The sequence below is a fragment of the Streptomyces sp. NPDC089915 genome (genome assembly GCF_040684675.1).
Classification (GTDB): Bacteria; Actinomycetota; Actinomycetes; order Streptomycetales; family Streptomycetaceae; genus Streptomyces.
In genome coordinates, this window is record NZ_JBFBGN010000043.1 from 1 (window position 1) to 19,479 (window position 19,479).

The 19,479-nt window shown below is 71.1% G+C and carries 18 protein-coding genes; 10 read left to right on the forward strand and 8 right to left on the reverse strand.

The genetic code is table 11. The features are described 5' to 3' along the window. Positions 1-150: 150 nt before the first annotated feature. The 8 genes from pflA to AB0O29_RS15805 all read left to right on the forward strand — a co-directional run bounded on the left by pflA (position 151) and on the right by AB0O29_RS15805 (position 7,802). Positions 151-981: a pyruvate formate-lyase-activating protein gene (gene pflA / locus AB0O29_RS15770; protein ID WP_365151891.1), complete on the forward strand. Its 831-nt coding sequence runs from the start codon at positions 151-153 to the stop codon at positions 979-981. Positions 982-1,048: 67 nt separating this feature from the next. Further along, positions 1,049-2,149 (forward strand): MFS transporter, encoded by a 1,101-nt coding sequence (locus tag AB0O29_RS15775; protein ID WP_365151893.1) that lies wholly within the window; start codon positions 1,049-1,051, stop codon positions 2,147-2,149. Then, positions 2,146-4,464, forward strand: a complete 2,319-nt coding sequence (locus AB0O29_RS15780) for a molybdopterin oxidoreductase family protein (RefSeq protein WP_365151895.1) — start codon at positions 2,146-2,148, stop codon at positions 4,462-4,464. Before AB0O29_RS15775 ends, AB0O29_RS15780 begins: the two co-directional genes overlap by 4 nt. A 7-nt stretch (positions 4,465-4,471) precedes the next feature. Further along, positions 4,472-5,071 (forward strand): 4Fe-4S dicluster domain-containing protein, encoded by a 600-nt coding sequence (locus tag AB0O29_RS15785; RefSeq protein ID WP_344151276.1) that lies wholly within the window; start codon positions 4,472-4,474, stop codon positions 5,069-5,071. After that, positions 5,068-5,724, forward strand: coding sequence for a Rieske (2Fe-2S) protein (locus tag AB0O29_RS15790; protein WP_365151897.1), 657 nt, complete (start codon positions 5,068-5,070; stop codon positions 5,722-5,724). The genes AB0O29_RS15785 and AB0O29_RS15790 overlap by 4 nt, the downstream gene beginning before the upstream one ends. Beyond that, on the forward strand, positions 5,721-6,089 hold the full coding sequence (locus AB0O29_RS15795) for a hypothetical protein (RefSeq protein WP_365151899.1): 369 nt from the start codon (positions 5,721-5,723) through the stop codon (positions 6,087-6,089). The genes AB0O29_RS15790 and AB0O29_RS15795 overlap by 4 nt, the downstream gene beginning before the upstream one ends. A gap of 2 nt (positions 6,090-6,091) precedes the next feature. Next, complete coding sequence (locus AB0O29_RS15800) at positions 6,092-7,519, forward strand: NarK family nitrate/nitrite MFS transporter (protein WP_365151901.1); 1,428 nt, start codon at positions 6,092-6,094, stop codon at positions 7,517-7,519. 55 nt (positions 7,520-7,574) lie between these two features. Next, the gene (locus AB0O29_RS15805; protein WP_365151903.1) at positions 7,575-7,802 is read left to right on the forward strand and encodes a hypothetical protein; all 228 of its coding nucleotides are present in this window, start codon (positions 7,575-7,577) and stop codon (positions 7,800-7,802) included. A gap of 13 nt (positions 7,803-7,815) precedes the next feature. On the opposite strand, the gene mscL is transcribed toward AB0O29_RS15805, so the two are convergent. The 7 genes from mscL to AB0O29_RS15840 all read right to left on the reverse strand — a co-directional run bounded on the left by mscL (position 7,816) and on the right by AB0O29_RS15840 (position 14,511). Continuing rightward, positions 7,816-8,316, reverse strand: a complete 501-nt coding sequence (gene mscL, locus AB0O29_RS15810; protein ID WP_365151905.1) for a large conductance mechanosensitive channel protein MscL — start codon at positions 8,314-8,316, stop codon at positions 7,816-7,818. A gap of 123 nt (positions 8,317-8,439) precedes the next feature. Beyond that, positions 8,440-8,976 (reverse strand): hypothetical protein, encoded by a 537-nt coding sequence (locus AB0O29_RS15815; RefSeq protein ID WP_365151907.1) that lies wholly within the window; start codon positions 8,974-8,976, stop codon positions 8,440-8,442. 234 nt (positions 8,977-9,210) lie between these two features. Next, on the reverse strand, positions 9,211-9,768 hold the full coding sequence (locus tag AB0O29_RS15820; protein WP_365151909.1) for a carboxymuconolactone decarboxylase family protein: 558 nt from the start codon (positions 9,766-9,768) through the stop codon (positions 9,211-9,213). A 246-nt stretch (positions 9,769-10,014) separates the two neighbouring features. Further along, a complete protein-coding gene (locus AB0O29_RS15825; protein WP_365151911.1) occupies positions 10,015-10,848 on the reverse strand; it encodes an S-methyl-5'-thioadenosine phosphorylase in 834 nt (277 codons plus the stop codon). 77 nt (positions 10,849-10,925) lie between these two features. Next, positions 10,926-11,237, reverse strand: a complete 312-nt coding sequence (locus AB0O29_RS15830) for an FmdB family zinc ribbon protein (RefSeq protein WP_365151913.1) — start codon at positions 11,235-11,237, stop codon at positions 10,926-10,928. Between the two features lie 67 nt (positions 11,238-11,304). Then, the gene (locus AB0O29_RS15835; RefSeq protein WP_365151915.1) at positions 11,305-12,636 is read right to left on the reverse strand and encodes an MFS transporter; all 1,332 of its coding nucleotides are present in this window, start codon (positions 12,634-12,636) and stop codon (positions 11,305-11,307) included. Between the two features lie 414 nt (positions 12,637-13,050). Beyond that, entirely contained in the window at positions 13,051-14,511 is a 1,461-nt protein-coding gene (locus AB0O29_RS15840) for a potassium/proton antiporter (protein ID WP_365151917.1), read from the reverse strand. 281 nt (positions 14,512-14,792) lie between these two features. On the opposite strand from AB0O29_RS15840, the gene AB0O29_RS15845 reads away from it, so the two are divergent. Continuing rightward, the gene (locus tag AB0O29_RS15845; protein ID WP_365151919.1) at positions 14,793-17,852 is read left to right on the forward strand and encodes a penicillin acylase family protein; all 3,060 of its coding nucleotides are present in this window, start codon (positions 14,793-14,795) and stop codon (positions 17,850-17,852) included. Here AB0O29_RS15845 and AB0O29_RS15850 read toward each other — a convergent pair whose 3' ends face one another. Continuing rightward, a complete protein-coding gene (locus AB0O29_RS15850; RefSeq protein ID WP_365151921.1) occupies positions 17,853-18,479 on the reverse strand; it encodes a 5-formyltetrahydrofolate cyclo-ligase in 627 nt (208 codons plus the stop codon). Between the two features lie 94 nt (positions 18,480-18,573). On the opposite strand from AB0O29_RS15850, the gene galU reads away from it, so the two are divergent. Further along, positions 18,574-19,476 (forward strand): UTP--glucose-1-phosphate uridylyltransferase GalU, encoded by a 903-nt coding sequence (gene galU, locus AB0O29_RS15855; protein WP_344151316.1) that lies wholly within the window; start codon positions 18,574-18,576, stop codon positions 19,474-19,476. The last annotated feature ends 3 nt before the right edge of the window (positions 19,477-19,479 follow it).

Consider the following 19,479-nt stretch of genomic DNA (forward strand, 5'->3'; position numbering starts at 1 on the left):
TCGCTGTAAGGCCCCCCGGGCCCCGCCCGCCGCCCGTTCCCCCCGGGCGGGCGGGCCCCGGGGCCGCCCGGCCCGGGGGCCGGGCCCTCACCCCGGCCCCCGGGACCGCGCGCCTCCATCGGACACCGGAACACGTCTGGAGCACCCGCCATGACCGTCCTCTTCGGTACGAGCCTCCCCGTCGGCCCCGCCGCGGCCGCCGCCCCCGCCAGCTGCGGGCGCACCCCGGCCGCCGCCGCGACCCAGCGCCCCAGCGAGGGCTCCGTCCACTCCTGGGACCTGTCCACCGGCGTCGACGGACCCGGCACCCGGTTCGTCACCTTCCTCGCCGGCTGCCCGCTGACCTGCCTCTACTGCCACAATCCCGACACCATGCGCATGCGCAGCGGCAAGCGCACCTCCGCCGACGACGTCATCGCCGAAGCCCGCAAGTACACCCGCTTCATCTCCGCCTCCGGCGGAGGCGCCACCGTCTCGGGCGGGGAGCCGCTGCTCCAGCCCGTCTTCGCCGGCGAGCTCCTGCACCGGATGAAGCACGAGCTCGGTCTGCACACCGCCCTCGACACCTCCGGGTTCCTCGGCGCCCGCGCCACCGACGCACTGCTGCGCGACGTGGACCTCGTCCTCCTCGACATCAAGTCCTGGGACCGCGACACCTACCGGCACGTCACCGGCCGCCCGCTCGAACCCACCCTCGACTTCGCCCGCCGCCTCGCCGCCCTGGGCAAGGAGGTGCACCTGAGGTTCGTGCTGGTGCCCGGCCTCACAGACGCCCGCGAGAACGTCGACGGCGTGGCCGCGTTCGCCGCCGGCCTCGGCAACGTCTCGCGGGTCGACGTCCTGCCCTTCCACAAGCTCGGCGAGAGCAAGTGGGAAGCCCTGGGCATGCCCTTCACCCTCCACGACACGCCGTCGCCGACCGCCGCACAGGTCGCCGAGGCCAAGGCGGTGTTCGCCGCCTGCGGGCTGGAGGCCGTATGACCCGTTCGGAGCAACCGTAAAGTCCGCATAACGGGCTAAAACGGTACAGACCACCTAGCGTGGTGCTGTGTCCGAGCCCACAGAAGTACTCGCCGCAGACCCGCCGCCACCGCCCGGCGCACCGCAGCCCCCGCCGCCGGCCGGCCGGTCCGTCACCGCACGGGCCACCCTGGCCGGCACGGCCGTGTCACTCCTGCTCATCGCCGCGATCGTGCTCGGCAGCCGCCTCCTGCGGGACTTCGACTCCGCGCTGCTGCCCTACGCCGTCGCCACGGTCTTCCTGGCCTTCGGCGTGGCCTACCGGTACACCGTCTGGGTCTCCGCACCCGGCGCGCGCCGCCTCTTCAAAAAGGGCTTCGGCAGCTTCTTCTCGGCCGCCAACTTCAAAAAGGCACCCACCGCCCTGCCGCGGATGATCGCCACCTACCTCGGCTTCCAGAAGTTCCTCGGCGCCCGCTCCCGCCCCCGCTGGGCCGCCCACCAGCTGATCTTCTGGGGCTGCCTGCTGGCCGCCGCGATCACCTTCCCCCTCACCTGGGGCTGGTTCACCTTCACCTCCGGCAGCGGCTCCGGCCCCGGCTACGAGATGCGGATCTGGGGCTTCAAGGTCCTCGGCTTCAACTCGCTGAACATCCTCGGCTGGCTGATGTTCCACGGCCTGGACATCGCGGCCGTCCTCGTCATCCCCGGAGCCTCGTACTTCCTGTGGCGCCGCATGAAGGACCGCGGCGCCATCACCGGCCAGCGGTTCGCCTACGACCTGCTCCCGCTGATCTGCCTCATCGTGATCTCGGTGACCGGACTCCTGCTCACCTTCTCGTCGATCTTCCTGCACGGCGGCGGCTACGAGTTCCTGGCCATCCTCCACATGGTGTCCGTCGTCTTCACCCTCATCTACATCCCGTTCGGGAAGTTCTTCCACATCGTCCAGCGGCCGGCCGCCGTCGGCATGCAGCTGTTCAAATACACCGCCCGCCAGGACGAACAGGTCTTCGCCTGCAAACGGTGCGGCGAACCCATCGACACCACCCCGTACGTCGAGAACCTCCGCGGCACCATGCGCGACCTCCGCCTCGACTTCAACGCCTTCGTCGAGTACTGCCCCCGCTGCAAGCGGATCCTGCGCGGCAACGCCTACCTGACCCACGTCAAGAAGGGCTTCAAGTGACCGCGACGGACCCCGCCAAGCCGGCGCCCCTGCCCCTCGACCCGGCCATCGCCCCGCCCGGCACCCGCAACTTCCGCGACGCCGGAGGCATCCCCGCCGACCGCTGGCACGCCGACCAGAACGGCGAGACCCTCGTCCCCACCCACTGCTGCTTCTGCGGCGTGCAGTGCGGCATGTACCTGCGCGTCGACCGCGCCGGCAAGGTCTTCGGCGTCGAACCCCGCAACCACGACATCAACCGGATGCGGATGTGCCCCAAGGGCATCAACGCCTACCAGCAGGTCAACCACCCCGACCGGCTGACCGCACCACTGATGCGCCGCTCCCGCGACGAGGAGTTCAAGGAGGCCTCCTGGGACGAGGCCCTCGACTTCACCGTCTCCGAGATCCGCCGCATCCAGGCCGCCCACGGCAACGACGCCTTCGGGCTGCTCGGCGGCGCCAGCCTGTTCTCCGAGAAGACCTACCTCGTCGGCAAGTTCGCCCGCGTCGCCCTCAAGACCAAACACGTCGACTACAACGGCCGGCTCTGCATGGTCAGCGCCGCCGGCGCCAACAAACTCGCCTTCGGCATCGACCGCGCCGGCAACCCCTTCTCCGACATCCTGCTCACCGACTGCCTGCTCATCGCCGGATCCAACGTCGGCGAGTGCTTCCCCGTGATGACCCAGTACCTGTGGGGCGCGCGCGACCGCGGAGCCACCCTGATCGTCGTCGACCCGCGCGAGACGGCCATCGCCCGCACCGCCGACATCCACGTCGCCCTCAGACCCGGCACCGACGCCGCGTTCTTCAACTCCGTCCTGCACGTGATCGTCGCCGAAGGCCTCACCGACGAGGCCTACCTCGCCGCACACGCCACCGGCTGGGACGAGGTCAGGGAAACCGTCGCCCAGTACCCGCCCGCCCGCTCCGCCGAGATCTGCGGCATCCCCGCCGAACAGATCACCCAGGTCGCCCGCGCCTTCGCCGCCGCGGGCAAGGCCATGGCCTGGCACGCCCGCGGAATCGAACACCACTCCCAGGGCGTCGAGAACTGCCTGACCGTCATCAACCTGTGCGTCGCCACCGGCAACATCGGCAAACCCGGCGCCGGCTACGGCACCATCACCGGCCAGGGAAACGGACAGGGCGGCCGCGAACACGGCCAGAAATCCGACCTGCTCCCCGGCGGCCGCTCCATCACCAACCCGGAACACCGCGCACAGATCTGCCGCATCTGGGGCATCGAGGAGTCCGAGCTCCCCGGAGCCGGCACCTCCATGATGGAGATGGTCTGGCAGATGCAGCGCAAGGAGATCCGCGGCCTCATCGGCATCTGCAACAACCCCTTCGTCTCCCTCCCCAACTACGCCGTGGTCAAGGCCGGCTACGACACCGCCGAGTTCCACGCCCAGTTCGACTTCTTCCTCTCCGAGACCGCGGCCAACGCCCACGTCGTCTTCCCCGTCACCACCTGGGCCGAGGACGAGGGCGTCATGGCCAACGCCGAAGCACGCGTCGTCAAACACAACAAGGCCCAGGAACCGCCCGCCGGCGTACGCACCGACACCTGGGTCATCTGCGAACTCGCCCGACGCCTCGGCGCGGGCCACCACTTCGACTTCCCCGGCTCCCGCGAGGTGTTCGAAGAACTGCGCATCGCCTCCGCCGGCACCGTCAACGACTACTACGGCATCACCTACGACCGCCTCGACGCCACCGGCGGCATCGCCTGGCCCTGCCCCACCACCGAACACCCCGGCACCCCCCGCCTCTTCGAGGACGGCCGGACCTACCACCCCGACGGCAAGATCCACATGCAGGTCGTGGAATGGCATCCGCCGATGGACGCCTACACCGAGGAGTACCCCCTCTCCCTCACCACCGGCCGCACCGTCGCCCACTTCCTCTCCGGCAACCAGACCCGCCGCCTGGGCGCCCTCGTCGAACAGACGCCGCGCCCCTGGGTCGAGGTCCACCCCTCCCACGGCTTCCGCGACGGCGACCCCGTCAGGGTCGTCACCCGGCGCGGCAGCGAGGTCTTCCCGGCCCTCGTCACCGAGGCCATCCGGCCCGACACCGTGTTCATCCCCTACCACTGGCCCGTCCCGACGGCCGCGAACGCCCTCACCATCGACGCCCTCGACCCCCGCTCGAAGATCCCCGAGTACAAGGTCTGCGCCGCCCGCATCGAGCCGGCCGAGCGCGTCGACGAGGTCCCCGCACCCCCCACACCCCCCGGCCACCAGGCCTACCCGGAGGCCCAGGCCTCCCGTACCGACCCCCTGCCGCCCACGTCCCCCCAGGGCCGCGGCACCGCGGAGAGGAGCTGACGCCGCCATGATGGGCCGCACGATCTTCATCGACCCGGGCCGCTGCATCGGCTGCCAGGCCTGCGTCTCCGCCTGCCGCGAATGCGACTCGCACCGCGGCAAGTCGATGATCCACCTCGACTACAGCGACCCCGGCCAGTCCGTCGCCTCCCTGCCGACCGTCTGCATGCACTGCGAGGACCCCGTCGCCCCCTGCGCGGAGGTCTGCCCCGCCGACGCGATCCTGGTGACCGCCGACGGCGTCGTCCAGCAGGCCGACACCACCCGCTGCATCGGCTGCGCCAACTGCGTCAACGCCTGCCCCTTCGGAGTCCCGAAGATCGACCTCCAGGCGAAGCTCCAGATGAAGTGCAACCTCTGCTACGACCGCACCGCCTACGGCCTGGCCCCCATGTGCGCCACCGTCTGCCCGACCGGCGCCCTCTTCTACGGAACCCTCGAAGAGCTCCGGGCCGAACGCCCCGGCGTCGAGGTCGCCGACTCCTTCGCCTTCGGCGACGTGGTCGTCTCCACCGGCGTGGCCATGGTCGTCCCCGCCGACAAGGTCCAGTGGCCCGTCCCCGGCGGGCTGCCCGTCGTCGAAGTCAACGGGGTGGATGTGCGATGAGCGTGACCGAACAGCCCGCCCCACAGCCCGGCTCCGGCGACGGCGGCGACGACGCGGCCGCCCAGCAGCTGCGCGACCGGATCAGCGCCGACTCCCTCACCACACGCCGCGACTACCTGCGGATCGTCGCCACCGTCTCCGGCGGCCTCGCCATCGGCGGAGTCGGCGTCGCCGCCGGCATCCTGCACCGGCACGGAGACAGCGAGCACCTGCCCGAAGCCAAGAAGGTCACCGACGCGCTCGCCCCCGGCCAGTCCGTCGCCTTCCGGTTCCCCGGGGACGAGGACCGCGCCCTCGCCGTCCGGCTCGCCGACGGAAGCCTCGTCGGCTACTCCGCGGTCTGCACCCACCTCGCCTGCGCCGTCCTGTGGCGCGAGGACCGGGGCCCCGAGGGGGAGCTGTACTGCCCCTGCCACGAAGGCGTCTTCGACGCCCGCACCGGCGAGGTCACCGCCGGACCGCCGCCCCGCCCCCTCCCCAGGATCTTCCTCACCGAACGGAGCGACGGCAGCGTCTGGGCCATCGCCACCGCCCGCTCGGGAGAGCCCGCCAAGGAAGCCCTCTGCCGGCAGTTCGGCGACTCCCGCCCCGCGGCGGCCCAGCGCCTGGGCTGCCCCGCAGCGGCCCGCGCCACCGAGAGCAGGCGGACATGACCGACCCCCAGCTGCCACCCCGACCCGCCTACCGGCCGGGGAGCGCCCAGCCCCGGCTGAACCGCCCCGTCCACGAGCGCTACCCGCAGATCCGCCCCACCAGCGGCTACGGCGACCCGCGGATCCGGCGCACCGGCCCCGGCCCGGGCGCCGGCACCGAACAGGAGCCGGAGCGCTCCTCGAAGCTCAACGCCCGTCTCACCCTCGCCCTCACCGTCGTCATCGGGCAGCTCTGGGCGCTGACCGTGACCGTCAACGAGTGGATGAAGGGCAACACGGCCACGGCCTGGTGGGGGGCGGGATTCCTGATCCTGTCCTTCCTGGTCGTGATCGCCCTGTGGCTCCTCGACCCGAAGGACCGATGATCATGTCCATCCCGACGCCCACCCCGTCCGCGGTGCGCTCGCACCGCAAGGAGACCTACAAGCCGGGGGCCGTCATCGGGGACTGGCGGCCCGAGGACGACGGATTCTGGCAGACCACCGGCCGCAGGGTCGCCCAGCGCAACCTGTGGGTCTCCATCCCCGCCCTGATGCTCGGCTTCGTGGTCTGGCAGGTCTGGTCGGTCACCGTGGTCAAGCTGAACGACGTCGGCTTCGGCTTCTCCAAGTCGCAGCTGTTCTGGCTGACCGCCATCCCCGGCATCACCGGCGGCACCTTCCGGATCCTGTACACGTTCATCGGCCCGATGTTCGGCGAGCGCAAGTTCACCGCCCTCAGCACGCTCGTCCTCGTCGCCCCCATGCTGTGGCTGGGCTTCGCGCTCCAGGACACGGGCACCCCGTACTGGGAACTGGCCCTCATCGCCGCCGTCTGCGGCATCGGAGGCGCCAACTTCGCCTCCTCCATGGCCAACATCGGCTTCTTCTTCCCCAAGCGGGAGAAGGGCAGCGCCAACGGCCTCAACGGCGGCCTCGGCAACCTCGGCGTCAGCGTCGTCCAGCTGGTCGCGCCCCTGGTCGTCACCGCCGCCGTCCTGGGCCCGCCAGCGGGCGGCCCGCAGCACGACGCGAAGAAGAACACGGACATCTGGCTGCAGAACGGCGCCTTCCTCTGGGTGCCGCTGCTGGTCATCATGGCGCTGCTCGCCTGGTTCCTGATGAACGACCTCAAGGTGGCCGCCGCCCCCTTCAGCCAGCAGAAGGTCATTTTCAAGCGCAAGCACAACTGGCTGATGACCTGGCTCTACGTCGGCACCTTCGGGTCCTTCATCGGCTTCGCCGCCGGCCTGCCGCTGCTCATCAAGAACAACTTCGAGGCGCAGGGATACCAGGCGACGACCTACGCCTGGATCGGCCCGTTCATCGGCGCGATGATGCGCTGGGCGGGCGGCTGGCTCTCCGACCGGATCGGCGGCGCCAGGGTGACCATGCTGTCGTTCGTCGGCATGGCGGCCGCCCTGGTCGTGGTGATCTTCGCGCTGCCGTCCGGCGGGGACCAGGGCAGCTTCTGGGCGTTCTTCGCCGGCTTCCTGGTGGCCTTCGCCTTCTCCGGCCTGGGCAACGGATCGACCTTCCGGCAGATCCCCGTGATCTTCCGGGACCAGCACATGCGCCAGGCCGAGGGCCAGGGCCCCGAGGCGCAGGCGGCCGCGATGAAGCAGTCGGAGATGGAGGCGGGCGCCGTCACCGGCTTCTCGTCCGCCATCGCCGCGTACGGCTTCTTCTTCATCCCCGCCATGTTCGCGGCCACCGCCGTCACGAACGCCCTGTGGATGTTCATCGGCTTCTACGCGACCTGTCTGGCGGTCTGCTGGTGGTTCTACGCCCGCAAGGGCGCGGAAGCCCCCAGCTGACGGGAGCCGGGGCCGGAGCCCGGGCCCCGGGCGGGGGCGGCCGTACCCTTGAGGCATGAGCACCGCCCCCGCCTCCGACCCGCAGTCCCCCGAGCCCGCAGCCGGGGCGAAGGCCGAAGCCACGCCGGCCCCGAAGCCCAGGCCGAAGCTGGTCTTCGACGACCCGCTCGACCAGCAGTCCTCGGACGACACCGACCGCGGCTGGGGCGAGCGGCCCCCCGCCGGAGGAGGCGCGGCCGACCTGGCCCGCTTCCTCGACGAGAAGCCCCCGCACCACATCTGATCCGCCGAGGCGGTCAGGAGCCGTCGCGCGCCCCCGGGGTCCTGGCGTTCTCGCCGTTCCCGCTGCGCTGCGCGACCAGGGTGTCGCGGATCTCCTTGAGGACCTCGAGCTCGGTGATCTCCATGGTCTCCTTCACGCCCTCGCGGGCCTTGCGGCGCGCCTCCTGACGGGACAGGTACTTCGCCATCGGCAGGACCATCAGGAAGTAGACGACCGCGGCGGTGATCACGAAGCTGAGCGTCGCGTTCAGGACCGAGCCCCACATGATGTTGACGCCGGTCGGCTCGCCCTTGGCGTCCACCCCACAAGGTGCCTTCAGACACGAGGTGTAGACATCCAGGTTTTTCGTGCCGATGGCGCCCACCAGCGGGCTGATGATGCCCTTCACGATCGAGTTCACGATGTTCGTGAACGCGGCGCCGATGACCACGGCCACGGCCAGGTCCACCACGTTGCCGCGCATCAGGAAGGCCTTGAAGCCCGCCAGGACGCTCTCCTTCTTCTTCTCGCTCACGACTGAGCCTCTCTTCGTCACTGCTGTACACGGAGCCAACGGTTCCGAAAGCTACGGCAGTCATGGCACGCCATGTCCAATCGGCGCCCACCCCAGAGCGACTTGACTGAGCGCCAGTGCGAATCAGCACAGGACCACCGCCAGTCGTGCCACTGCGCCCGCACCCACCAGGGCCCGCGCGGTGTCCCGGGGAACCGACAGCACCACCAGCGCACCGCCGTCCCCAAGCCCCTTCTCCGGCGGCGGCACTTCGGCCACCCTTGCCCCCGACGCCACCACCCTCGGCGGTCCGGCGCGCTCCGCCGCCACCACGTCCACCCGGTCCCCGGGACGCAGCAGCCGCACCGTGGCCCCGTCCGCGATGCGCACCGGAGCCGACACCAGGCGCACGGCGGCGGGCGACGGCTTCACCTCGGGCGGGGCCGCGCCCCGGGAGGCGCTCGCGTCCGTCCCGCCGACGGCCAGGGCGGCCGCCACCACGGCCAGCCCGGCCGAAGCGACCCGCCGCCTGCGGCGCACCGCGCGGCGCAGCCGCCCCCGGGCCCGGCCCACGCGCAGCGGCGGGAACGGCGGTACGGGGCGCGCCGGGCGGCACGCGGGGGAAGGGGAGGGCGGGGGAGGGGCCTGGGAAGCGGGGGAGTCGGGAGAGGTACTGGACATGCTGGTCACCGCCGAAAGGGTCGAGATCCGGTGCCCGGGTCCACCGCCCGGACCCTCCCACGATCCGCCCCTTCGCCGCGGCCCGCTCCGGCCTGTGGACGATCCCCAGGTTGTGGACAACCCGTTCACCCGCCGGGGTGGGTCACCGGCCGGCGCCGGCCCGCCGGCCGCCCGCTGACCGCCGCCCGCCGGCCGCCCGCTGACCGCCGCCCGCCGTCCGCCACGGGCCGCCGCTCAGGCCCGGTCCGGCACCCGGCAGGCCTCCGAGAATCCCTGGCTGGTCAGACCGAAGGCGCTGTTCACCCGCGAGCGCCAGTTCTCGAGGGCGACCACGGCGGTGAGCTCGACGAACGCCGCCTCGCCGAGCCGCGCGATGAGGTCGGCCGCCAGCTCGTCGGTCACCGTCGGCTCGGTCTCGGTCATCGCCTCCGCGTACTCCATGACCAGCAGCTCCAGCCCGGTGAACACCTCCCGGGCCTCACGCCACCGAGGCACCCGTTCGACCTTCTCCGGCGACAGGCCCAGCTCGTGGCCCTCCCAGTAGCCGAAGTCCATGCACCACGAGCAGTTGATCCGGGCGGCGCAGGCCATCACCGCGAGGTGCTTCAGCCCGGCGTCGAGCCGGTTCCACTTCGCCGCCCGCTGCTCCATCCGGACGTACGAGAACAGCACGCGCGAGTTGTGCCCGTACGCCTGGCCGGGGTCGAGCACCTTGCCGTAGGTGCGGCGCGAGTACCAGGCGCCGATGCGGGTGAGGAGGGTGCGAGGCGGGGTGAGCGAGATGCGCGGCATGGCTGGCCTCTTCCGGAGGGGGGTCCCGTCGACCCCTTCACCAGGGAGACAGGACAGCCCCGCGGAACGTGACACCACCCGAGGAATCGTTTCCTCGGGCCGGGCCGGCCCGAGCTGGGCCGTGCCGGGCCGGGCTGGGCCGTGCCGTGTCGTGTCGACCGCCCACAGGGCCGCGTGCCGGGCCCGGCGGCTCCGAAAAACAGACCCGACGGGCTCCGGCAGGCCTGTGGCCCGTCTCCGGTGCGGCTACGGCAGCTCGATGCCCAGGTCCCAGCCGTCGTGGACGTGGGTGCACAGGCAGTCGCGGTCCTCGGTCGCCGGGAGGCCCGCCACGGCGTCGAAGAGGACCTCGCGCAGCCGGCTGATGTTCTCGCCGAACACCTTCAGCACCTCCGCGTGCGAGACCCCCTCGCCCGTCTCGGCGCCCGCGTCCAGGTCCGTCACCAGCGCCATCGACGTGTAGCAGAGCCCCAGCTCACGGGCGAGGACCGCCTCCGGGTGCCCGGTCATGCCGACCACCGACCAGCCGGCCGCCGCGTGCCAGCGCGACTCGGCGCGCGTCGAGAACCGCGGCCCCTCGATGACGACCATGGTGCCGCCGTCCACCGGCTCCCAGTCCCGCCCGCGCGCCGCGGCGAGCGCCACCGTGCGCCCCACCGGGCAGTACGGGTCGGCGAAGGTGGTGTGGACGACGTTCGGCACGCTTCCGTCCGGCAGCGGCTCCCCGTCGAAGAAGGTCTGCGCACGGGACTTCGTCCGGTCGACCAGCTGGTCCGGGACCAGCAGCGTGCCCGGCCCGTACTCCGTCCGCAGGCCGCCCACCGCGCAGGGGCCCAGCACCTGCCGGACGCCGACCGAGCGCAGCGCCCACAGGTTGGCCCGGTAGTTGATCTTGTGCGGCGGCACGGTGTGGCTGCGCCCGTGCCGCGGCAGGAACGCCACCTGCCGGCCCGCCAGCTCGCCCAGGTACAGCGAGTCGCTCGGGGGCCCGTAAGGGGTCTCGACCTGGACCTCGGAGACGTCCTCCAGGAAGGAGTAGAAGCCCGAGCCGCCGATTACACCGATCTCTGCGTTCACCATGCCGCCACCCTAACGGGGGACGCGCAAGGCCCCGCCGCCCAGGAGGGCGTGCGGGGCCTTGCGGAAGAGGAGCGGGGTCAGGCGGCCGAGCTGGAGCTGCCGCCCGTGCTCGAGGACGTCGAGGAGGACGCGGCGGCCGGGGCCGAAGCGGTCGACGTCGTGGTGGACGACGAGGACGACGGCTTCGAGGCAGGCGTGCTGCTCGACGAGGCGCCGCGGCTGTCGTTCCGGTAGAAACCGGAGCCCTTGAAGACGATGCCGACGGCGGAGAACACCTTCTTCAGGCGTCCGTCGCAGCTCGGGCACACGGTCAGCGCGTCATCGGTGAACTTCTGCACGGCCTCAAGGCCCTCACCGCACTCGGTGCACTGGTACTGGTAGGTCGGCACGAATTTCCTCCTGGCACTCTGACTCAATGAGTGCTAACGACGCTCCATGGTGACGTATTCCGGCGGATCAGTCCACCGTCACAGGCGTGCGGTGACCGATCCCACGCTCGGTCGCGCGCTCCCGCCCGGTGTCCGCAGGCGCGGCGGCGGCCGGCGCGGACGAGCTCACGATGCGGCTCGGGGCCTTCGGTGCGAGCTTCCCGCGCAGCGCCAGCAGGGTGACCAGCGCGAGCGCGGTGGCGGCCAGCGGCACCAGGAACCCGTACGAGGACCCGTGCGCGTCCGTCAGGCGGCCGGCCACGATCACGGCGACGGCCTGCCCGAAGGCGACCGCACCGGTCAGCCAGGTGAAGGCCTCGGTGCGCGAGGCGGCCGGGACCAGCTGCTCGACCATCGTGTAGCCGGTGATCAGCGCGGGGGCGATGCACAGACCGACGACCAGGCCGACGGCGCCCATCAGGACGGCCGAGTTCACGGCCCACAGGACCGAGGCGGCGGCGGTCAGGCCGACGTAGCCGAGGATCAGGCGGCGGCGCGGGCCGATCTTCCAGGCGACGGCGCCCATGGTGATGCCCGCGATCATGTTGCCGGCCGCGAAGACGCCGTACAGCAGGCCGTTGGCGCCCGGGCTGCCGATCTCGCCGGCGAAGGCGGTCAGCGACACCTGCATGCCGCCGAAGACGGCGCCGATGCCGAGGAACGCGACGATCAGGACGCGCAGGCCGGGGAAGGACAGGGCCGAGGCGTGCTTCTCGCCGTGGGCGGCCCGGGCGGTGGCCTTCGGCTCGGTGGAGCGCTGCGCGGCGAAGAACAGGCCGCCGAGCAGGGTCAGGGCCGCCTCGGTGGCCAGACCGGCCGCCGGGTGGACGCCGGTGCAGAGCGCTGTGGCGAGCACCGGGCCGATGACGAAGGTGAACTCGTCGGTGACGGACTCGAACGCGGCCGCCGTCGGCAGCAGCGGGGAGCCCTCGAGCTTGGCCGCCCAGCGGGTCCGGACCATGGGCCCGACCTGCGGGACGGAGGCGCCGGCCGGGACGGCGGCCAGCGCGAGCGCCCACAGCGGGGCGCCGAGGAGGGCCAGCGCGGTCAGCGCGGAGACCGAGGTGGCGTGGGCGAGGACGCCCGGCACGAGGACGGCGCTCTGGCCGCGGCGGTCGGTGAGCTTGCCCATGACCGGGGCGAACAGGGCCATGGACACGCCGGTGACGGCGGAGACGATGCCCGCGTCGCCGTAGGAGCCGGTGGCGTGCTGGACGAGCAGCAGGATGCTGATGGTCAGCATGCCGAAGGGCAGACGGGCGGCGAAGCCGGGGAGGACGAAGGAGAGGGCACCGGGCGTGCGCAGGAGCTGCCCGTAGCCGGGTCGGGCGGACTTGTCGGTCGTGACCGCGGATGTCACGGCCTGGCCTTTCCGCTGCCTGGTAGAGCGTCCCCGTCTGCGGTCGGCAGGCCGCTTTGTGAGCGACCGACCCGTACATGTGGGAGCCCCGAGAGCTGTCCTCTTGCGCAGAACCGAGTGATACCTGGGCGCCCACTGCGGGAGGGAGCCACGGCCGCTTTGCGGTCGCGCCAGCTCTGCGTCAGGCAGAGTTGGTTCGATGTGGTGTGCCTTCATCGTACAGGGGAATCCACTACCACGCCCTGTGATTACGGTGACAAGGCATGTCTTCACCTGCGATTAACTGGAACTTCGCATTCCGACCCTCTGAAATGGGGGCAAGGCCGGGTGCAAGCCACCGAAAATGGCCAAGTTGGAACGGCGCTCTAACCGAAAACCGCCACCCCGGTGGCCCCGTCGGCCACCCTCCGGCACCTAGAGTGACGATCCGCCACCGGTGCCCAGCCACCCCGCGAGCTTGCCCCCGCGCGCCACCGCCCGCAGCCGGGCCTCCGCCGCGTCCCGCACCGGGTCCGTGGCCACCACCAGCAGCTCGTCCCCCCGGCGCAGCACCGTCGACGGCGCCGGCACGAAGCTCTTCGCGTCCCGCACCACCAGCGTCACCGAGGCCCCGGCCGGCAGCCGCAGCTCGCCGACCTCCACCCCGTGCATCCGGGAGGCCCCGGGTATCGCGAAGGACAGCAGGTGCCCGCGCAGCTTCTCCAGCGGCGCCGACTCGATCCCCAGGTCGGCGGCGGCCTCGTCGGTCTCGCGCAGGTTCAGCTTCCGCGCCAGCCACGGCAGCGTCGGCCCCTGCACCAGCGTGTAGACGACGACGAGCACGAAGACGATGTTGAAGACCCGGTCGCTGCCCTCGATCCCGGTCACCATCGGGATCGTCGCCAGGATGATGGGCACGGCTCCGCGCAGACCCGCCCACGACAGCAGCACCTGCTCCTGCCACGCCACCCGGAACGGCAGCAGGCTGACGAACACCTCCAGCGGCCGCGCCACCATCGTCAGCACCAGTCCGATGATCACAGCGGGCCAGAAGTCCCCGGCCAGGTCGTGCGGGGTCACCAGCAGGCCCAGCAGCACGAACATGCCGATCTGCGCGATCCAGCCCAGCCCGTCCGCGAACCCCCGCGTGGCAGGCCAGTGCGGCAGCTTCGCGTTCCCCAGGACCATCGCCGCCAGGTACACCGCGAGGAAGCCGGAGCCGTGCGCCATCGCGCCGGCGGCGTACGCGGAGACGGCGATCGCCATCACCGCGATCGGGTACAGGCCGGAGGCCGGCAGGGCCACGTGCCGTAGCCCGTACGCCCCGAGGAAGCCCACGGCCAGGCCTATCGCGGCGCCGATAGCCAGCTCCAGCGCGATCTTGCCGAGCAGTACGTACCAGTCGTCCACCGGCCCGACCGTCGCGAAGGCCACCACCAGGATGACGACGGGGGCGTCGTTGAAGCCGGACTCGGCCTCCAGCACACCCGTCACGCGCGCGGGGAGCGGGACCTTCCGCAGCACGGAGAAGACGGCCGCCGCGTCGGTCGAGGAGACGACCGCACCGATCAGCAGCGCCTGCCGCCATTCGAGTCCGACCAGGTAGTGCGCGCCGGCCGCGGTGACCCCCACGCTGACCGCGACGCCGACCAGCGACAGGACGACCGCCTGCGGCAGGGCCGGCTTGATCTCTTTCCACTTCGTGCCCAGACCGCCCTCGGCGAGGATGACGACGAGCGCGGCGTATCCGATGACCTGCGTCAGCTCGGCGTTGTCGAATACGACGTTGCCGATGCCGTCCTGGCCTATCGCGATGCCTATGCCGAGGTAGATGAGCAGGCTGGGGAGGCCGCTGCGTGAAGAGATGCGTACCGCCGCGACCGCGACGAGCAGCACGAGCGAGCAGACCAGCAGGAGCTCATTGAGCGTGTGGACAGTCAGCGGGCGGCCCTTTCCTCAAAGCGCGCGCGGCGGAACGTTCCACCGGCGGCGTATTCGGCAAGTGCTTCGTTACCTTACCTAATCTTTGACGGACTCTTTACGCGATACCCACATTGTGAAACGGCGCTTCGCCCCTGTCCTACGGACCTTGACCCCTGGCGGATCAACGAAGGCGGTCCTGCGCCTATGGTTGCTCCCAGCACTCCCAGGACCACCCTGCCCCTCGAAGGACAGCGATGCCCGCCAAAGAATCCGGACCTTCCGTCAAGAAGAAGGGACGACGCGCACGCCTGCTCGTGCTCGTCTTGGTCCTGGCGCTCTTGGCGGGCCTCGGCTACGGCGCGTACTGGAGCGTGGACACCGTGCGCGCTTCGTTCCCGCAGACCACCGGCTCCCTCAAGGTCCCCGGCCTGACCGGGACCGTCGACGTCAAGCGCGACGAGCACGGCATTCCCCAGCTCTACGCCGACAACGACGAGGACCTCTTCCGCGCGCAGGGCTTCGTGCACGCGCAGGACCGGTTCTGGGAGATGGACGTACGCCGTCACATGACCTCCGGCCGGCTCTCGGAGATGTTCGGCTCCGGCCAGGTCGAGACCGACGCCTTCCTGCGCACCCTCGGCTGGCGCCAGGTCGCGCAGGAGGAGTACGACAAGAAGCTCTCGCCCGAGACGAAGAAGTACCTCCAGGCCTACGCCGACGGGGTCAACGCGTGGCTGAAGGGGAAGTCCGGCAAGGACCTCTCCGTCGAGCACGCCGCCCTGAAGATCACCGACGGCTACAAGCCCGAGAAGTGGACGCCGGTCGACTCGGTGGCCTGGCTCAAGGCGATGGCCTGGGACCTGCGCGGCAACATGCAGGACGAGATCGACCGCTCGCTGATGTCGAACAAGCTCACGCAGGCGCAGATCGACGAGCTCTACCCGGCGTACCCCTTCGACCGGAACAAGCCGATCGTCGAGGGCGGCACCGTCGCGGGCGGCAAGTACACCCCCCAGGGCACCCCGGGCAGCGGCACCGGTTCCACCACCGGCTCCTCCTCCACGGGCACCGGCTCCACCACGGGCACGGGCACGGGTACCGGCACCGGAACCGGCTCCACCACCGGCACCGGCACGGGTACGGGCACCGGCACCGGCTCGCAGGCCGTCCCCAACGGCGGCGTCAACCCCGCCACCGGCCTCGCCGACAACGCGAGCGCCCAGGGCGCGACCGTCGGCCTGCGCACGCAGCTGACCTCCCTCGCCAAGACCCTGGACGACATCCCGGCCATCCTCGGCCCCAACGGCAGCGGCATCGGCTCGAACTCCTGGGTCATCTCGGGCAAGTACACGACCACCGGCAAGCCGCTGCTCGCGAACGACCCGCACCTCTCCCCGCAGCTGCCCTCGGTCTGGTACCAGATGGGCCTGCACTGCCGCGCCGTCTCGCCCCAGTGCCAGTACGACGTCGCCGGCTTCACCTTCTCCGGCATGCCGGGCGTGGTCATCGGCCACAACGCCGACATCGCCTGGGGCATGACCAACCTCGGCGCCGACGTCACCGACCTCTACCTGGAGCAGGTCCGTCCCGAGGGCTACGTCTACGACAACAAGGTCGTCCCCTTCACCACCCGTGAAGAGGAGATCAAGGTCGCCGGCGGCGCGAGCAAGAAGATCACCGTCCGCAGCACCAACAACGGACCGCTGATCTCCGACCGCAGCGACGAGCTGGAGACCGTAGGCTCCCGCGCACCCGTCCCGAGCTCGGCCCCCGACCGCGGCACCGGCTACGCCGTCGCCCTGCGCTGGACCGCCCTGGACCCGGGCAAGTCGATGGACGCGGTCTTCAAGCTCGACCGCGCCAAGGACTTCGCGAGCTTCCGGGCCGCGGCCGCGGACTTCGAGGTCCCGTCGCAGAACCTCATCTACGCCGACAACAAGGGCCCCAACGGCAACATCGGCTACCAGGCCCCGGGCCGCATCCCGGTCCGCGGCCAGGGCGACGGCCGCATGCCGGCCCCCGGCTGGGACCCCAAGTACGCCTGGAAGGGCGGCCGCGACGGCAACGCCGGCTACATCCCGCAGAACGAGCTCCCCTGGGAGCTCAACCCGCAGCGCGGCTACATCGTCACCGCCAACCAGGCCGTCATCGAGTCCGGCACCGGCACTGGCGCCGCCACTGGCACCGGAACCGGAACCGGAACCGGCACCGGAACCGGAACCGGAACCGGCACCGGAACCGGCACCGGAACCGGCACCGGCACCGGCGTGGGCACCGGAACCGGCACGGGCACCGGCACCACCGCGGGCAAGTACCCGTACGTGCTGACCACCGACTGGGGCTACGGCGCCCGCAGCCAGCGGATCAACGACCTCATCGAGGCGAAGATCAAGGACAGCGGCAAGATCTCCACCGACGACATGCGCACCATGCAGATGGACAACAGCAGCGAGATCGCCGCGCTGCTGACCCCGATGCTGGCCAAGATCCCGGTCTCCGACCCGGACGTGCGCTCGGCGCAGAAGCTGCTGGAGGGCTGGAACTACACCCAGGAGAACGACTCGGCGGCGGCCGCGTACTTCAACGCGGTCTGGCGCAACATCCTCAAGCTGGCGTTCGGCGACAAGATGCCGAAGGAGCTGCGGGTCGAGGGCAGCTGCATGAACGTCATCGAGGAGGGCACCGGCCCGAACGACGACCTGTCCAAGACCGTCCGCGAGTGCGGCACGCGCGGCCCCGACTCCGCGCAGCCCGACGGCGGCGACCGCTGGTTCGAGGTGGTCCGCCGCCTGGTCAAGGACGAGAAGTCGCCGTGGTGGACCGCCACCCCGAAGACCGTCCACGACAAGCCCATCAAGACCCGCGACGAGCTCTTCGCCCGGGCGATGGAGGACGCGCGCTGGGAGCTGACCGCCAAGCTCGGCAAGGACCAGTCGACCTGGAGCTGGGGTCGGCTGCACCAGCTGACGCTGAAGAACCAGACCATCGGCAAGGAGGGCCCCGGCTTCATGCAGTGGCTCCTCAACCGCGGCCCGTGGAACCTGGGCGGCGGCGAGGCCACCGTGAACGCCACCGGCTGGAACGCCTCCAGCGGCTACGACGTCACCTGGGTGCCGTCGATGCGGATGGTCGTCAACCTCAACGACCTGGACAAGTCGCGCTGGATCAACCTGACGGGCGCCTCGGGCCACGCCTACGACGGCAACTACACGGACCAGACGACCCTGTGGGCCAAGGGCGAGCTGCTGGACTGGCCGTTCGGAAAGGCCGCCGTCGACAAGTCGACAGTGGACACCCTGACGCTGAAGCCGTGATCACGGCCTGAAGCGCAGCACCCCCGACGGGGTGGCGACCGCCTGGACGGGGTGGTCGTGCGGTTCCTCCGGGACCCGCGCGACCACCTCGTCGTCGTAGAGGAGCACCACCAGCGCCGGATGCGCGCCGGCCCGCTCCAGCCGGGCCAGCACCCGGTCGTACGAGCCCCCGCCGCGCCCGAGCCGCATCCCGCGCCGGTCCACCGCCAGCCCGGGCAGCAGCACCGCGTCCGCCCCGGTGACGGCCTGCGGGCCCAGCGGCGGACCGGAGGGTTCCAGCAGCCGCATCTTCCCCGGGTGCGCGGCCTCGGCGAGGCTGCCCGGGCCCTCGTACGCGGCCCAGTCGAGGTCGTTGTCCGCCAGCAGCAGGGGCAGCAGCACCCGCTTCCCGGCGTCCCGCAGCGCGTCGAGCAGCTCACGGGTGCCCGGCTCCGCGCCGACGGAGACGTACGCGGCCACCGTCCGCGCGCCGGCCAGCTCGGGCAGTGCCAGGGCGGAGCCGGCCAGCGCGTCGGCCGCCGCGCGGCGGGACTCGGGGGACAAGGCCCGGCGGGCGGCCAGGAGTTCCCGGCGCAGGGCAGACTTATCGGGAGGTACCGGTAGGTTTCCGGTCGCGTTCTTTACCACAGTTCAGTCACATTTCCTTTTCTATCCGGACAGAGTTGGATCTATTTACCGGAATCTGGATGGGCGTTCGGTACGACCCACTATGGTTCTGCCCATGACTCAGTCGCACCCCGTGATCAAGAAGGCCGTCATCCCGGCAGCTGGCCTCGGCACCCGGTTCCTCCCGGCGACCAAGGCAACCCCCAAGGAAATGCTCCCGGTCGTGGACAAGCCGGCCATCCAGTACGTGGTCGAGGAGGCCGTCTCGGCCGGACTCGACGATGTCCTCATGATCACAGGACGTAACAAGCGGGCCCTCGAAGACCACTTCGACCGCAACTACGAGCTGGAGTCGGCCCTGATCGCGAAGGGCGACGACGACCGGCTGAAGAAGGTCCAGGAGTCCAGCGACCTCGCCACCATGCACTACGTCCGCCAGGGCGACCCGCGCGGCCTCGGCCACGCCGTCCTGTGCGCCGAGCCCCACGTCGGCGAGGAGCCCTTCGCCGTCCTCCTCGGCGACGACCTCATCGACCCGCGCGACCCCCTCCTGCGCCGGATGGTCGAGGTCCACGAGAAGACCGGCGGCACCGTCATCGCCCTGATGGAGGTCGACCCCGCCAACGTCCACCTCTACGGCTGCGCCGCCGTCGAGACGACCGGCGAGGACGACGTCGTCCGCATCACCGGCCTCGTCGAGAAGCCGGAGCCCGCCGAGGCGCCCAGCAACTACGCGGTTATCGGACGCTACGTACTGCACCCCGCGATCTTCGGCATACTGCGGGAGACCGAGCCGGGCCGCGGTGGGGAGATCCAGCTCACCGACGCCCTGCAGAAGCTGGCCGCCGACGAGACCGTGGGCGGCCCGGTGCACGGCGTGGTCTTCCGCGGCCGCCGCTACGACACCGGGGACCGGGGGGACTACCTGCGGGCCATCGTCCGACTCGCGTGCGAGCGTGAGGACCTGGGCCCGGAGTTCCGCACCTGGCTTCACCGTTACGTCACGGAGGAGATGTAGCAC

Coding starts and splice junctions, on each gene's coding strand:
- AB0O29_RS15825 (WP_365151911.1), bottom strand. CDS start 10,848: ATGGTGAACGCAGAGATCGGTGTAATCGGCGGCTCGGGCTTCTACTCC.
- AB0O29_RS15815 (WP_365151907.1), bottom strand. CDS start 8,976: ATGTCCAGTACCTCTCCCGACTCCCCCGCTTCCCAGGCCCCTCCCCCG.
- AB0O29_RS15805 (WP_365151903.1), top strand. CDS start 7,575: ATGAGCACCGCCCCCGCCTCCGACCCGCAGTCCCCCGAGCCCGCAGCC.
- pflA (WP_365151891.1), top strand. CDS start 151: ATGACCGTCCTCTTCGGTACGAGCCTCCCCGTCGGCCCCGCCGCGGCC.
- AB0O29_RS15845 (WP_365151919.1), top strand. CDS start 14,793: ATGCCCGCCAAAGAATCCGGACCTTCCGTCAAGAAGAAGGGACGACGC.
- AB0O29_RS15790 (WP_365151897.1), top strand. CDS start 5,068: ATGAGCGTGACCGAACAGCCCGCCCCACAGCCCGGCTCCGGCGACGGC.
- AB0O29_RS15785 (WP_344151276.1), top strand. CDS start 4,472: ATGATGGGCCGCACGATCTTCATCGACCCGGGCCGCTGCATCGGCTGC.
- AB0O29_RS15820 (WP_365151909.1), bottom strand. CDS start 9,768: ATGCCGCGCATCTCGCTCACCCCGCCTCGCACCCTCCTCACCCGCATC.
- AB0O29_RS15795 (WP_365151899.1), top strand. CDS start 5,721: ATGACCGACCCCCAGCTGCCACCCCGACCCGCCTACCGGCCGGGGAGC.
- AB0O29_RS15800 (WP_365151901.1), top strand. CDS start 6,092: ATGTCCATCCCGACGCCCACCCCGTCCGCGGTGCGCTCGCACCGCAAG.
- galU (WP_344151316.1), top strand. CDS start 18,574: ATGACTCAGTCGCACCCCGTGATCAAGAAGGCCGTCATCCCGGCAGCT.